Consider the following 14665-nt stretch of genomic DNA (forward strand, 5'->3'; position numbering starts at 1 on the left):
TGCAAAATTGCAGAAGTGCAATTCCGATGATGTGCTGTTTTGGTTGTGCTCACCTGGGCTTTTGTTCGCCAAAAGGGCACACTATCGGGGTGCGGGGGTCAGCCGATCTGCTTCTTCAGGGCGTCGAGGACGGCGGCGTCTTCGATGGTGGAGGGGACGGTGTAGTCCTCGTGGTCGGCGATCTGGCGCATCGTCTTGCGCAGGATCTTGCCTGACCGGGTCTTCGGCAGACCGTTGACGACGGTGACATCACGGAAGGTGGCCACCGCACCGATCTCGTCGCGCACCATCTTCACGAGCTCGGATCGCAGGGTGGCGTCGTCGATGTCGGCACCTTCTTTGAGGACCACGTATCCGCTGGGACGCTGACCCTTGAGGTCGTCGTGGATCCCGATCACCGCACATTCGGCCACCGCGGGATGAGCGGCCACCACGGCCTCGATGCTGCCGGTGGAAAGGCGGTGTCCGGCAACGTTGATCACGTCGTCGGAGCGTCCGAGCACAAAGACGTATCCGTCCGCGTCGATGTAGCCGGAGTCGCCGGTCAGGTAGTAACCGGGGAAGGTCTTCAGATACGAATTGTGGTAGCGCGCTTCGTCGTTCCACAGACCTGCGAGCGTTCCGGGCGGCAGTGGCAGTGCGATGACGATGTTGCCTTCGCCGCCTGCCTCCACCTTCTTGCCCTCGGCGTCGACGATCTCGACCCGGAAACCGGGAACCGGCACCGTCGGTGAGCCGGCCTTGATCGGCATCGGTTCGAGGCCACGGAGATTGGCGGCGATGGCCCATCCGGTCTCGGTCTGCCACCAGTGGTCGACAACAGGCACACCGAGGACCTTGGTGGCCCACTCATAGGTGTCCGGATCGAGACGTTCGCCGGCGGCGAAGAGTGTCTGCAGTGTCGAGATGTCGTGATCGGCAAGGAGTTTGGCATCCGGGTCCTGCTTGCGGATGGCCCGGATGGCGGTGGGTGCGGTGAACAGGGCCTTGACCTTGTAATCGTCGATCACCCGCCAGAAAGCTCCGGCATCCGGGGTGCCGACGGGCTTGCCCTCGTACATGACGGTGGTCGCGCCGATCAGCAACGGTGCGTAGACGATGTAGGAATGTCCGACCACCCATCCGACATCGGAGGCGGTCCACCACACGTCGCCGGGCTTGATGTCGTAGATGTTGGCCATCGACCACGTCAGCGCAACCGCGTGTCCGCCGTTGTCGCGGACCACGCCCTTGGGCTTTCCGGTGGTGCCGGAGGTGTAGAGGATGTAGAGCGGATCGGTGGCCGCAACGGAAACAGGCTCTGCCGGAGATGCTTTCGCGGTCAGCTCGTCCCAGTCGTGCCAGCCTTCGTGGTCGGCGGCGCTGCCTTCGATCTGCTCACGATTCTTGACGATGATCGTCGCAGGCGGCTCCTCGGACAGCTCCAGGGCCTTGGCGACCATCGGCAGGTACTCGATGGTGCGGCCGGGTTCCAGACCGCCTGAGCTGGTGATCAGCGCAACGGGCCGCGCGTCGTCGATCCGGGTCGCGAGTTCGGGACCGGCGAAGCCGCCGAAAACCACCGAATGCACGGCGCCGATGCGGGCGCAGGCGAGCATCGCGATGGCTGCCTCCGGGATCATGGGCATGTACACGATGACCCGGTCACCGGCCTTCACGCCACGTTCGATGAGAACCCCGGCGAAGGTCGCGACCTCGTCGCGCAGTTCGGAGTAGGTGTACGTGCGGGACTCGCCGACCATGGCGGAATCCCAGATCAGGGCGGTCCGATCACCACTGCCTGCCAGTACGTGCCGGTCGAGGGCATTGAAGCTGGTGTTGAGGGTGGCGCCGGGAAACCAGCGGTAGGCGCCGTCCGGCAGCGTTTCGAGGGCGGCGGTGGGGGCTTGGTACCAGTCGACTGCTTCGGCTGCGTTGAGCCAGAACCCTTCGGGATCATCGGCACTGCGAGCAAACGTCTCCGCATACGAAACCATCGCCACTGTCCTCTCACGCGTCAGGGCGCAGCGAGAGCCGAGGAGCGTCGTCGCTGTGCCCGGTTGATCACCTTGACCAACACGCCCTGGCGCGGCGCGAACAGATAGATGACCGCAAACGCCAGGCCCTGAGCCAATACCACCATCGCACCGGGCGCCACGTCCAGGTAGTACGCATAGTAGATCCCGAGCACGGCGCAGACGCAGGCGAGGATCGGGGCGATGACGAGCATCCGGTTGAAGCGGTCGGTGAGCAGGTATGCCGACGCCCCGGGGATGATGAGCATCGCGACGACGAGCACCACACCGACAATCTGCAGTGCAACAACACAAGTCAGTGCCAGCAGTCCTAGCAGCAGGGCCCCCAGGCGCCGAGGCGAGAGGCCGATGGCGTGGGCGTGGGTGGGATCGAAGGCGAACAGTGTCAGGTCGCGACGCTTGAGGGTCAGGATGATGACGGTAACGATGGCCAGGCCGATGATCTGCCACAGATCGGACTGTGACACCCCGAGCACGTTGCCGAACAGGATGTGGTTGAGATCGGTCTGACTCGGGGTGACGGAGATCAGCACCAGGCCGAACGCGAAGAGTGTCGTGAAGACGATGCCGATCGCCGCGTCCTCCTTGACCCGGCTGGTGTCGCGCACCACTCCGATCAGCAGCACCGCTCCCAGTCCGAAGATCAACGCGCCCACCGCAAACGGGGCGCCGACGATGTACGCGAGCACCACGCCGGGCAACACGGCGTGCGACACCGCATCACCCATCAGGGACCAGCCGATCAGCACGATCCAGCAGCTGATCATCGCGCAGACGGCGGCGGCGACCGTGGTGGCCAACAGCATGTTGACCATGAAGTCCTCGGCGAGGGGATCGAGCCACCAGTCGACGATCATCATGGTGCGACCTTTCCGTCGACGATGTCCATCCCGAATGCCCGGGCGAGAACGCGCGGCCGCAAGACCACATCGGGTGAATCCTGCACGAGGACGGTTTTGTTGAGCAGGACGGCTTCGTCGCAGAACGTCCCGAGTGAACCGAGGTCGTGGGTCGAGACAAGGATCGTCTTCCCCTCGGCCGCCAGTTTGACGAGCAAGGTGATGATCGTGGCCTCGGACTTCTTGTCGACGCCTGCGAACGGCTCGTCGAGGAGCAGGATGTCGGCCTCCTGGGCGATGCCGCGGGCCACAAATGCACGCTTGCGCTGTCCGCCGGAGAGACGCCCGATCTGTCGATCGGCCAGCTCGGTCAACTCCACCTGCTCGAGCGCGTGTGCCACCGCTTCCTTGTCGGCCCTGCTCGCGCGCCGGATGAAATTCTGATGGCCATACCGGCCGGTCATGGCGACGTCATGGACGGAGACGGGGAAGGACCAGTCGACGTCCTCGGATTGCGGGACGTAGGAGACCAGGCCTTTGCGGCGGGCCTGCGCCGGTGTACCGCCGGAGATCAACACGGTGCCCGAATCCGGTTTGACCAGGCCCATGATCGATTTGAACAGGGTCGACTTGCCCGACCCGTTCATGCCGATCAGACCGCAGATGCGCCCCGGAGCGATGGTGATGTTCACATCCTCGAGGGCGTGGACCTCGCCGTAATAGACGCTGACCCCGGAGATGGCCAGGGCCGGTGGACCGGTGACGGCCGCTGGGGGCAGGTCTGCGTCCGCTGCCCGTGGCAACGATTCTTCGGCTGCTGCCGTCATTGGTTTCCACCTTGGGTGAGGGCGCCGAGGATGACGCCGGCGTCATGCCGGATCAAGTCGAGATACGTGGGCACGGGTCCATCGGATTCGGAGAGCGAGTCGACGTAGAGAGTCCCGCCGTATCGGGCGTCGGTGGCCCGTTCGACCTGCCGCATCACCGCGTCGCTGACGGTCGATTCACAGAAGACGGCCTCGATGTTGTTGTCGCGGACGAACTCGATCGTCGACTGCAGCTGTTTGGAGGTGCCCTGCTGCTCGGCGTTGACCGGCCAGATGAACTTCTCGCGCAGACCGGTGTCCCGGGCCAGGTAAGAGAAGGCGCCCTCGCAGGTGACCAGGGCGCGGCTCGTCGCAGGGACGTCATCGAGACGATCGACCATCTCGTCGTGGATCTGCTGAAGCTGCGCCTTGTAACGGTCGGCGTTGGCCCGGTACTCGGCGGCGTTGTCGGGGTCGAGATCGACGAGTGCATCGGCGATGTTGTCGACGTAGATCTGCACGTTCAGCGGCGACATCCACGCGTGCGGGTTCGGTTTGCCCGCGCCGGCGTCGGCGGAGATGGGAATGTCGGTGACACCTTCGCTGGCGACGACATGGGGTGCGTCGAGCCGATCGACAAACCGCTCGAACCAGGCCTCGAGGTGCAGTCCGTTGTCGATGATGAGGTCTGCCCGGGTGGCGCGGCGCATGTCGCCGGGGGTCGGTTCGTAGCCGTGGATCTCGGTGCCGGCTTTGGTGACCGACTCGACGCGGATGTTGTCGCCTGCGACGTTGGCCACGATGTCCTGGAGCACGGTGAAGGTGGTCAGCACGGTCAATCGGTCGTCGTGACGGTCGACTTTGCCCACGCAGGCGCTCAGCGTGACCACCGCTGCCGCTGCCAGCACCACGCCGGTTGCGCGGGCGAACCCTGCGTGAATTCGCATTCTCACATCGTAGAGTTCGGGTGCCCGAACTTTCAAGTTCAAGCAAACGAATAGGGCAGGCTAACCAGTCGATCGGGTGGGGATTGCCAGGATCGCCTGAGCCCGTCGGTGGACGATGTTCAGCGTGCGTTCGGCCGCGGCGATGTCGCCGGGATCAAGTGATGTCCACAGTGGTGCGGTCAGTTCGGTGATCTCCTGTTTGATTGCCGAAATCTTTGCGTTGCCTGCTTCTGTGAGTCGGTTGCCTGCGACGAGTCCGCGCTCTGTCAGGCCCGACAGCAATGCTCCGGGGTTCGTGAAATGGGACCCGTTCTGAATGAACTCCGCCAGGGTCCCGGTGTCCGGGGTTCCGGAAGTACCGAATTGTTCGGCTAGTCGAAGGGTGACCCACTCGGGCTCGGTCAGGTTGTACGGGGTCAGGGCCCGCCTGAGCAGGGCGCCAAGGGCCTTTTCGGTCTGACCGATGAGCTGGGGTCCGAATGCGATCATGACTCCTCCTTAATCGTTGGTGCGACCAACGATAGCAATCCGTTGGTCCAACCAACAAGTTGGTACGGTGGTCGCCATGGTGAAACGACTTGATGAGCGAGCGACATGGCTGGTGAGTCGGGCGCAACTGCGAGGACAGACGCTGCTGCGAGATGCGTTTGAACAGGCCGGAGCCAGGCCGTACCACTATCGAATACTCGCTGCACTCGATGAAGCCGGTTCCTCCAGCCAGGCTGATCTCTGTCGGATGACGGGGCTTGATCGCAGTGACGTATCCGGGGCGATCGAGTTCTTGTCGGAGGCCGGGCTGGTCCTTCGTGAACCCGATCCGTCGGACCGGCGTCGCAACGTCGTGTCCGCGACGAAACCCGGACGAACGGAGCTGCGGCGACTCGATGCGGTGCTCGACGGTGTCCAGGCAGAATTTCTTGCGCCACTCACCGAATCGGAACGACAGGTCTTTCTCGGTCTGACCAACCGGCTGGTGGATGGGTCGACCTAGACCGGGTTCGATACAGAGACCTGGGGTTCAACGAAGAAACGCGGCCGCGAGGTCGGGCCATCGCCGCAACTGCATGGGCGTATCGGCGATGACCAACTCGGCGCCGGGAATCACCTCGACCAGGTGCCGTGCGGTCGACAGTGGATGACCGGCATCGCCCGACCAGGCCAGGATCAGCGTCGGTAGATCCAATGTGGCCAGGGCGTCGCTGTCGGGTAGGTCGGAGAGCGCGGCGCCGCGCAGGATCGATGGCAGCAGAGACTCCGCGACCTCCGCCGCGGGAGGAGTGGGATCGAGGTCGGAATAGATGTGTGGCTGCGTGGCGGCTGCGCCGGCCTGCTCGTAGGCGGCAATGCCGGAACGTTCGATCAACGCTGCGCTGTCGAGGTACCCGCGCACATACGCTGCGCGCACCGGGCCCATCGTGGGTGGGGTGGTAAGCACCAGGCGCCGAAACCGCTGCGGATCCGTGGTGGCGGCATAGAGCAGCGTGGCGGTGCCCATCGATGCTCCGAGCCCGTCGACCTGTTCGCCGCCCGAAATCTGGTCCAGCAACGCCAGCAGATCCAGGCCCAGCTGTGGCCAGGTGTAGTGCTCGGGCTCGGGGTGGCCGGTCGAACGGCCATGACCGCGGGCGTCGTATCGGATCAGCCGGTGTTCGGCGGTCAGTGGCGACCAGTCGAACACCCCGGCCTGTTCGGATCCGTAGCCGCTCGAGGCGATACCGTGCGCCCAGATGACGGTGGGGCCGTCGCCGGACTCGGTCCAGGCGAGGTCGGCTCCGCGGACTGCGGCGTGGTGGCTGGTGCGTGATTCAGATGTCATGGACGCCTCGATGTTTCGGATGCCGTGGACTGCTGGTCTTGGGACGCCAGGGACACCAGGTCGCGGGCGGGTCCCCGGAGGCCGGATCCCCGGGGCCAGATCGCGCGGAGGTCCCGCGGCATCGACACGTCCTCGACCTCGATCCGGGTCAGCCGTCCGTCGATGAGTTCCTGTGCGACAGACAAACTCGACAACACCGCCGGGGAGTCCGAGCCGAGTACCGCTGCCTTGACTGCGGCGACGGAGTTGAGCTCCAGCAACGGATCGGCGACCTTGCCCAGTGCCGACTCGAAGGTCACGCGGGTGCCCGATCCCGGTTCACGTTGCACCAGTGGGGTTTTGCGTAGCTCGGCTGTCGAGATGGGTCGCCCGCGCCGCGCCCACGGGTGATCGGGATGTGTGATGACCACCAGTTCGTCGCGGGTGACGGTCAGCGCCTCGAGTCGGCTGTCGGTATCCGGCCCCTCGATGAATCCGACATCCACCGAGCCGGACAAGACCTCGCGCGTGACATCGGCAGAATTCATGGGCTGCACCCGAATCCGGGTGTTCGGGTGGGTTCGGCGCAACGTAAGGGCCCAGCGGGGGATGAGGTACTCGGCAACGGTCATGGACGCGGCGACAGTCAGCGACGCACGTTTGCTCCCGAGCAGTGAATCGACGCCTGCCGAGAATCGTTCTGCCGCATCGAGCAGTTCGGAGGCCCACTCCAGGACGGCGACACCCTCGGCGGTGAGCTCGGTTCCGCTGGGGGAGCGGCGGAACAGGACGATGCCCAATTCGCGCTCCACCGAGTGCACCCGGGCGCTGATCGCCTGCTGGCTCAGATTCTGTTCTCGCGCCGCCGCGCTCATGCTGCCCCTGCGGGCCACCGAGACAACCACATCCAACGCGGACAGATCGGGGACTCGCGCAGGCAACACCATCGGTCGAGGGTACAAGCACGGCTTGTATCGGGACAAGGGCAAGCCGTCTACCGCGCAGGCGTCGCTCGCCGCAGGCTTGATTCATGACACCGAACTGGTTTGCCGCAATCATGGGCACGGGCATCGTCGCGACCTCCGGCGTTGCGCTGCACTCGAGCGTCCCCGGATTCAATGCGCTGACCACGGCATTCTGGTTGCTGGCGGCGGTCGGACTGGTGGTCGCCTCGATCCTGTTCCTGCGGGGTGGTCCGGCGCGGCACGCCGCCGACCCGGCGATGGCCCACTTCTACGGGGCGCCGGCGATGGCGCTGTTGACCGTGGGTGCCGGCACCATCGAACTCGGACCTCAGTTCATCGGCGAAGCTGCGGCCGTCTGGGTCGGTGCACTGCTGTGGCTGGCGGGTACAGCCGCGGGGATCTTCACAGCCGTCTGGATCCCGTTCCGGATGATCACCGGAACCCAGAGCGCAGAGTCGGGGGCGATGCCCAGCTGGTTGCTGCCGGTCGTGCCTCCGATGGTGTCGGCGGCCGTCGGATCGCAACTGATCCAGCACATTTCGGCCGGTCAGCTGCGGATGAGTGTGCTCGCCATTTGCTACGGGATGTTCGGGCTGAGCCTGCTCGTCGGACTGCTGACCATCGGCATGGTGTACTCGCGACTGGTTCACCGTGGACTTCCCTCGGCGCAGGTCGCCCCGACGATGTGGATCATGCTCGGTCTGATCGGACAGTCCGTCACTGCCGCAGTGCTTTTGGGGGAGCGGGCATCGCTGGTTTTCGTCGGCGATCAGGCCTCGATCGCCGACGGACTCCGTATCCTCGGAATCGGCTACGGGCTGGTGATGGGCGGGTTCGCGGTCTTCGTCTTCATCCTGGCGGTGTCCATCACGGTCCACAACGCACGGCAGGGTATGAGTTTCACCCCGGCCTGGTGGAGCTTCACTTTTCCCGTCGGAACCTGCGTCACGGGGTCGTCCGCTCTCGGATTCGACGCCGGTTCGGTCCTGCTCCAGGTCATTTCGGTGTGTCTATACGTACTCCTGCTGGCAGCCTGGGGAATCGTCGCCTTCCGGAGCGTCGCGTTGGTCGCCGGTATCCGGCCGACAGGGACGACCGGTCCGCTCGCGGTACCGAAGGCTGCGGTTCAGCGCACCCGGCCTGCCGGGGCCCGTCAGATGGCCGGATCGTCCGTCCGGTGATGGCATCCGCGAGACTCTTTGCGCGCCAATGCCGAAGCGATCACGAGCTGTGCGGTCAGGGTGAGTGCGGCGTCCTCGTGGTCGGTGACGTCGCGGGGGCGGCGCACCGGGGCTGATTCGAGTCGGTCGGCGAGTGCACTCAGGCCGATCTGATCGCGGCTCAGGGCAGCGTGCGTGGACATCTGATCCTGGAGTTCCTGACGAGTTGCGATCCGAACCGGGGAAGTCGGTCTCGAATCCGGTTCCGCCAGCGTGATGCCCACCCGCCCGGCGGCAGCCTGCGCCACCCGCCTACCCATCACCAGTCCCTCGAGTAAACTGTTGGACGCCAACCGATTTGCTCCATGTAGGCCGGTTCGTGCAACTTCGCCTGCGGCGTACAGGCCGGGCACTGTGGTAGCCCCTGCAGTGTCGGTGACCACGCCACCACACAGGTAGTGGGCGCCGGGGACCACCGGGATCAGATCGACCGCGGGGTTGATGCCGATCTCGGCAATTCCGGCGGTGACCGTCGGGAACCGCTCGGCGACACCGGCGATGTGGCGGGCATCGAGATAGACGTGTTCGGCGTCGGTGCGGGTCATCGCCGCGCTCACCGCGTCGGCCACCACGTCGCGTGGCGCGAGGTCGCCGAGTGGATGAACGCCTGCGGTCACCGAATTGCCTTGGACATCAACGAGTATCGCGCCCTCGCCCCGCAACGCCTCACTGATCAGGGTTCGGCGCCCCCGGACTCCCGGCCGGTACAGCATCGTCGGATGGAATTGGATGAATTCCATGTCGACGACCGCCGCACCCGCCGCATGGGCCAGGGCGATGCCGTCGCCGGTTGCGCCGAGTGGGTTGGTGGTGGCTCGGTACATGTGGCCGACGCCGCCGGTGGCCAGCACAACGGTCGGTGAGTACACCTCGGTGCGGACTCCGTCGCCGGAACCGATGGTCAGGCCGACGGCAATTCCGTCGGCGCTGAGCAGGATCTGCTGGGCGTGCGTGTCGTCGAGCACCCTGATCTTCGGGTGTGACAGTGCCTTCTGCGTCAGTGCCCGCTGCACCTGGGCGCCGGTGGCGTCACCGCCGGCGTGGATGATGCGACGAACGCTGTGGCCACCTTCGCGGGTCCGCAGAAATCGACCATCCGCGCCGACATCGAACTCGGCACCCCAGCCGACCAGCGCGGAGACTGCCGCGAATCCGTCGCCGACGATCGATTCGGTGGCGACCGGATCGGTGAGTCCGGCTCCGGCCACGACGGTGTCGCGGGTGTGGAGCGCGGTCGAGTCCTCGGTGTTGTGGGGCTCGACCACGGCGATGCCGCCCTGGGCGAAATAGGTGGCGGTACCGGGTTCGCGGTCGCCCGGATGCCAGCCGCGCCCCTTGTTGATGACCAGGACATCCAGGCCGGTCTCGGCTGCGCTCGCTGCCGCGGTGAGGCCGGCAACACCGGCCCCGACCACGACCAGATCAGTGCGCAGCGCCGCGTCGGAAACCATGAGTGAAAAGTCTATCCGTCGAGGTCATGACCGACAGATCAGGGTTTGACCAGCGATATCCGTAGCTCGTCGAGCGGCACCTCGGTGCCGTCCGGCGTGGTCAATCCGGCTTTGACGGGTTCACCGGTGACGTCGGAGATCAGGTCGAGCGGGTGGCCCTCGGGCTGGAGGTATTTGTCGCCCCACTGCATCAGCCCGAAGACGACAGGCATCAGGTCGGTGCCCATCTCGGTGAGGTGGTACTCGTACCGGGTGCGCTGCCCGGGCTCTTGATATGGGGCCTTCTCCAGGAGTCCGGCGTCGACGAGCCCCTTGAGGCGTGCGGAGGCCACCGCATCACTGACCCCGACCCGGCGCGCGAACCCGTCGAACCTGGTGGTGCCGTACATCGCCTCGCGCAGGATCAGCATCGCCGTCTTGGTGCCGACCACATCGAGGGCGCGGGTGATCGAGCACCGATTGCCGGGAACCCAGCGATCGAGGTCGGCCAACTTGTCATCCAGAACGGCTACCATGACCCCAAATATACGCCCCCTGACTAGGGCTTATCAGAGTCAGGCGATTCTGGTCCGGACTCAGGTCAGCTCAGCACCAAGCAGAACGGATGGCCGACGGGGTCCAGATAGACCCGGAAGGTTTCGAATTCCTGCCCCTCGACCTTGGTTGCGCCTGCTTCGAGAACCCGGGGTTCGGCGTTGTCGAAGTCGGAGACCTGGATGTCGATATGGACCTGCTGACTTCCGTTCGGGTCGGGAAATGTCGGTGGTACGTAGCTCGTCGACCGCTGAAACGTCAGTTTCGCCTTGCCGAGGCCGCAGTCCAATTCGACCCATTCCGGATCGCTGGTGTCGAGGTCTCCGCCGAGCACTTTCTGGTAAAAACTGGCCAGTTCCACCGGATTCGGACCGTCAAGTGCAATTGCTTTCACGAAACCGATCATCAGTACTCCCAACTCGTGTGTCGAACTCGCGACCACTACCACTTGAGGACAAGATGGACATGTGGCGGGAGAATTCGATGTGTGTTGGTCAACGGTAATTGCTGCCACCGACACGCATGCCGCCTTCGACGACGCCCCGGACAATGGATGGGTCCAGCGTTGCCGTCTGGGCTCGGGACATCCCGGAATCCACGCGTCCGATGCGGGCGTGGGGCCACGCGACGGCTTTCGACTGTGGCTGCAATGGTCGGACGACGACGACGACCATCGGTTGACCGAACTCGAACCCTGCCCGGTCCTCGACAGCACAGAACTGGCCTGTGTTTTTTTCGCCGGCCACGGCGGACCGCACCGGTACATCCCGACGACATCGACGCCGCGGTTCGGCTCGCACTATCGGCCCGACACCACCGTGAGTGTGAACGGGTTGAACCGATCGGGTTCGGTGGCGACCGCGGAAGATGCGACCCAGAGCGCACCTGACGTTCCAGAGCCCCCGAGCGCACCTGAACCCGTCCCGGCCCCGGAGGCGCTTCCCGAGCCGGAAACGCGCAGTCCGCGGCATGAATCGACTGATCCGACACCCGAGGCGGTCGATGTCCCAGTCGGCACCGGTCGCCGTTCCCGGCACTCCGATGAGCCCGCGGACGAGGTGGAATGGACGGGAGGCCGCGCTGCCGACCGGACGCGCGCGGTCGATGACGTGCTGCTCGATCTCGTCGACCTCCTGTCGGAGTTGGCAGCGGCCATCAAGGCGCGACACGAGTCCTGACCTACCCCGATCCGCTGTCGATCGACAGGTAGATCTCGTCGACGGGAATACCATAGGGGGGTATGGTAGTTCTGTTGGTAGGCGACAGGAGCAACCATGACCGAAGAGCATCAGCACGGCTACATTCACCGCAAAGGGGACTACCTCAAGCGACTGAAGCGGATCGAAGGCCAGGCGCGTGGACTGCAGCGGATGGTCGAGGAAGAGAAGTACTGCATCGACATCCTGACCCAGGTGTCCGCGATGACCAAGGCGCTGCAGGCAGTGAGCCTCGGTCTGCTCGAAGAGCACATGTCGCACTGCGTCATCGATGCCGCCCGTGAAGGCAATGAGCAGGGGCAGGCGAAAGTCAAAGAGGCCACCGAGGCGATCGCCCGGCTGGTCCGTTCATAGAGGGGAAGTATGAGATGAGTGTCGAAACCTACCGGGTGGTCGGAATGACCTGCCAGCACTGCGTCGCGTCGGTCACCGAAGAAGTCGGAGAGATCCCAGGGGTGGACCGAGTTGACGTCGATCTGGACACCGGAGCACTGAATGTCCATGCCGCACAACCCGTTGCGCGCGAGAAGATCGAAGAGGCGGTTGTCGAAGCCGGATACAGGTTGGGCTGAACGCATGACCACCACAACACCCGCGCATATCGATCTCGAGATCGGCGGCATGACATGCGCGTCGTGCGCCAATCGGATCGAGCGCAAGCTCAACAAGCTCGACGGTGTGGCGGCCACGGTCAACTACGCCACCGAAAAGGCAAGTGTCAGTTACCCCGGATCTGTGGACACCGCGGACCTCATCGCCGCTGTCGAGGCGGCCGGCTATCACGCCAAGGTGCCGGAACCGACCGGCGCAGACCGCACCGATGACGACAAACCCGACCCTGAGCTTCGCACGCTCCTGCACAAGACCCTGGTCAGTGCGGCCCTGTCGATTCCCGTGATCGCGATGGCGATGATCCCGCAGCTACAGTTCGACAACTGGATGTGGCTGTCGCTGACATTGGCTGCGCCCGTGGTTGTCTGGGGTGGCTGGCAATTCCACCGGGCGGCCGCGATCAACGCCCGCCACGGTGCCGCCACGATGGACACGCTGGTCTCCGTCGGGACGTTGGCAGCCCTGGGATGGTCGCTGTATGCGCTGTTCTTCGGCGCGGCCGGTGATCCCGAAATCGCGCACGGGGCCATGGAGATGGCCTCCTCCGATGGCACGGCCAACATCTACCTCGAAGCCGCGGCCGGTGTCACCACCTTCATCCTCGCGGGGCGCTATTTCGAGATGCGGTCGAAGCGGCGGGCCGGCAGTGCCCTGCGCAGCCTGCTCGAACTCGGCGCGAAAAGCGTCACCGTCCTCGTCGGAGGACGCGAAAAGCTGATTCCGATCGAGCAACTGGCGGTCGGAGACCTGTTCGTGGTGCGACCGGGCGAACGCATCGCCACCGATGGCGAGGTCGAAAGTGGCTCGTCCGCAATCGATGCCTCGATGCTCACCGGCGAATCAGTGCCGGTGGAAGTCGAGCCCGGTGACTCGGTTGTCGGCGCAACGGTCAATGCAGGCGGCCGGATAATTGTGCGGGCCAAGCGCATCGGGAGCGATACCCAACTCGCTCAGATGGCACGGTTGGTTGAACAGGCGCAGACCGGTAAGGCGCAGGTCCAGCGTCTGGCCGACCGGATCTCGGGGGTATTCGTCCCGATTGTGATCCTCCTGGCGCTCGGTACCCTGGCGGTCTGGCTCGGCTTGGGCTACGACGCCACCGACGCGTTCACCGCTGCGGTCGCGGTACTCATCATCGCCTGTCCGTGTGCCCTCGGTCTTGCCACTCCCACGGCACTGATGGTCGGCACCGGACGTGGCGCCTCGATGGGCATCCTGATCAAGGGCCCGCAGATCCTGGAATCGACCAGGCAGGTCGATACGATCGTGCTCGACAAGACGGGCACCGTCACCACTGGTCAGATGACGTTGACCGAGGTGGTGGTGGCCGACGGCGAAGACGTCCGGCAGGTGGCACTGCGGGCGGGCTCGGTCGAGAATGCCTCGGAGCACCCGATTGCCAGGGCGGTTGCCGCCGGCGCCGAGGAACGGGTCGGTGACCTGGCCTCCGTGTCGGACTTCGCCAACACCGCAGGGCTCGGCGTCACCGGCGTCGTCGACGAGGTGTCGGTATCGGTCGGACGGCCGCAGTGGCTGATCGAGCGAGGCCTCGACCTCCCCGATGAGCTGGCGTCGGCCATCGACACGGCTGCCCGGTCCGGCCACACCGCGATCGCGGTGGGTTGGGACGGCCGAATCCGCGGCGTGCTGGTGGTGTCCGATGTGCTCAAACCGACGTCGGCGCAAGCGGTTGCCGAACTCGTCGATCTGGGCCTGACCCCGATCCTGCTGACCGGTGATCACGAGGCGGTGGCGAAAACCGTTGCAGCGCAAGTCGGCATCGACACCGTCATCGCCGGTGTGTTGCCCGAAGCGAAGGTTGACGCCATCAAAGACCTCCAGGCACAGGGAAAGACCGTCGCGATGGTCGGTGACGGTGTCAATGACGCTGCGGCCCTGGCGCAGTCCGATCTCGGACTCGCGATGGGAACCGGGACCGATGCCGCGATCGAGGCAAGCGACATCACCTTGGTGCGGGGTGATCTGAGAGCGGCCGCGGATGCGATCCGGCTGTCGCGGGCCACCCTGCGCACGATCAAGGGAAACCTCTTCTGGGCCTTCGGCTACAACGTCGCCGCGTTGCCGCTCGCCGCTGTCGGGCTGCTCAGTCCGATGATCGCGGGTGCGGCGATGGCCCTGTCGTCGGTGTTCGTCGTGGGCAACAGCCTGCGGTTGCGCCGATTCCGGTAGCCACGGTCGGTTTTCATGGGCGTCTGACAAGGCCGCTCGCCGTACTCACAGACTTGCTCCCGTAGCGCGGGCAA

The 14665-nt window shown here is 65.1% G+C and carries 16 protein-coding genes; 6 read left to right on the top strand and 10 right to left on the bottom strand.

Annotation, left to right across the window (positions count from 1 at the left end):
- Positions 1-98 precede the first annotated feature (98 nt).
- From AC1D75_RS04430 to AC1D75_RS04450, 5 genes are read right to left on the bottom strand one after another with little or no spacing between them, the layout of a single operon-like run.
- On the bottom strand, positions 99-1976 hold the full coding sequence (locus AC1D75_RS04430; protein WP_495514078.1) for a propionyl-CoA synthetase: 1878 nt from the start codon (positions 1974-1976) through the stop codon (positions 99-101).
- A gap of 20 nt (positions 1977-1996) precedes the next feature.
- Positions 1997-2875: a metal ABC transporter permease gene (locus AC1D75_RS04435; RefSeq protein ID WP_495514079.1), complete on the bottom strand. Its 879-nt coding sequence runs from the start codon at positions 2873-2875 to the stop codon at positions 1997-1999.
- Entirely contained in the window at positions 2872-3681 is an 810-nt protein-coding gene (locus AC1D75_RS04440; RefSeq protein WP_495514080.1) for a metal ABC transporter ATP-binding protein, read from the bottom strand. The genes AC1D75_RS04435 and AC1D75_RS04440 overlap by 4 nt, the downstream gene beginning before the upstream one ends.
- Positions 3678-4607 carry a metal ABC transporter substrate-binding protein gene (locus AC1D75_RS04445; RefSeq protein ID WP_495514081.1) on the bottom strand — a complete coding sequence of 310 codons (930 nt, stop codon included), beginning with the start codon at positions 4605-4607 and terminating at the stop codon, positions 3678-3680. The genes AC1D75_RS04440 and AC1D75_RS04445 overlap by 4 nt, the downstream gene beginning before the upstream one ends.
- 60 nt (positions 4608-4667) lie before the next feature.
- A complete protein-coding gene (locus tag AC1D75_RS04450) occupies positions 4668-5096 on the bottom strand; it encodes a winged helix DNA-binding protein (RefSeq protein WP_495514082.1) in 429 nt (142 codons plus the stop codon).
- Between the two features lie 76 nt (positions 5097-5172).
- On the opposite strand from AC1D75_RS04450, the gene AC1D75_RS04455 reads away from it, so the two are divergent.
- The gene (locus tag AC1D75_RS04455) at positions 5173-5598 is read left to right on the top strand and encodes a MarR family winged helix-turn-helix transcriptional regulator (protein WP_495514083.1); all 426 of its coding nucleotides are present in this window, start codon (positions 5173-5175) and stop codon (positions 5596-5598) included.
- A 27-nt stretch (positions 5599-5625) separates the two neighbouring features.
- Here the strand turns inward: AC1D75_RS04455 and AC1D75_RS04460 are convergent, their stop codons facing one another.
- The gene (locus AC1D75_RS04460; RefSeq protein ID WP_495514084.1) at positions 5626-6423 is read right to left on the bottom strand and encodes an alpha/beta fold hydrolase; all 798 of its coding nucleotides are present in this window, start codon (positions 6421-6423) and stop codon (positions 5626-5628) included.
- Positions 6420-7349 carry a LysR family transcriptional regulator gene (locus AC1D75_RS04465; protein WP_495514085.1) on the bottom strand — a complete coding sequence of 310 codons (930 nt, stop codon included), beginning with the start codon at positions 7347-7349 and terminating at the stop codon, positions 6420-6422. The genes AC1D75_RS04460 and AC1D75_RS04465 overlap by 4 nt, the downstream gene beginning before the upstream one ends.
- Before the next feature lie 83 nt (positions 7350-7432).
- Here AC1D75_RS04465 and AC1D75_RS04470 point away from each other — a divergent pair, with 83 nt between their 5' ends.
- Entirely contained in the window at positions 7433-8548 is a 1116-nt protein-coding gene (locus AC1D75_RS04470) for a TDT family transporter (RefSeq protein ID WP_495514086.1), read from the top strand.
- Here the strand turns inward: AC1D75_RS04470 and nadB are convergent.
- The 3 genes from nadB to AC1D75_RS04485 all read right to left on the bottom strand — a co-directional run bounded on the left by nadB (position 8521) and on the right by AC1D75_RS04485 (position 10978).
- Positions 8521-10038, bottom strand: coding sequence for an L-aspartate oxidase (gene nadB / locus AC1D75_RS04475; RefSeq protein ID WP_495514087.1), 1518 nt, complete (start codon positions 10036-10038; stop codon positions 8521-8523). The two genes, AC1D75_RS04470 and nadB, sit on opposite strands and share 28 nt — an antisense overlap.
- Positions 10039-10076: 38 nt before the next feature.
- Positions 10077-10553 carry a winged helix-turn-helix transcriptional regulator gene (locus tag AC1D75_RS04480; protein ID WP_482136305.1) on the bottom strand — a complete coding sequence of 159 codons (477 nt, stop codon included), beginning with the start codon at positions 10551-10553 and terminating at the stop codon, positions 10077-10079.
- 65 nt (positions 10554-10618) lie between these two features.
- Entirely contained in the window at positions 10619-10978 is a 360-nt protein-coding gene (locus AC1D75_RS04485; RefSeq protein ID WP_495514088.1) for a VOC family protein, read from the bottom strand.
- Between the two features lie 61 nt (positions 10979-11039).
- Here AC1D75_RS04485 and AC1D75_RS04490 point away from each other — a divergent pair, with 61 nt between their 5' ends.
- The 4 genes from AC1D75_RS04490 to AC1D75_RS04505 all read left to right on the top strand — a co-directional run bounded on the left by AC1D75_RS04490 (position 11040) and on the right by AC1D75_RS04505 (position 14591).
- Entirely contained in the window at positions 11040-11750 is a 711-nt protein-coding gene (locus AC1D75_RS04490; protein ID WP_495514089.1) for a hypothetical protein, read from the top strand.
- A 96-nt stretch (positions 11751-11846) separates the two neighbouring features.
- Positions 11847-12143, top strand: coding sequence for a metal-sensitive transcriptional regulator (locus AC1D75_RS04495; RefSeq protein WP_495514090.1), 297 nt, complete (start codon positions 11847-11849; stop codon positions 12141-12143).
- Positions 12144-12157: 14 nt separating this feature from the next.
- Positions 12158-12361, top strand: coding sequence for a heavy-metal-associated domain-containing protein (locus AC1D75_RS04500; RefSeq protein ID WP_495514091.1), 204 nt, complete (start codon positions 12158-12160; stop codon positions 12359-12361).
- 4 nt (positions 12362-12365) lie between these two features.
- Entirely contained in the window at positions 12366-14591 is a 2226-nt protein-coding gene (locus AC1D75_RS04505) for a heavy metal translocating P-type ATPase (protein ID WP_495514092.1), read from the top strand.
- Positions 14592-14665 lie beyond the last annotated feature (74 nt).

The sequence above is a fragment of the Williamsia sp. Y712 genome (genome assembly GCF_059445525.1).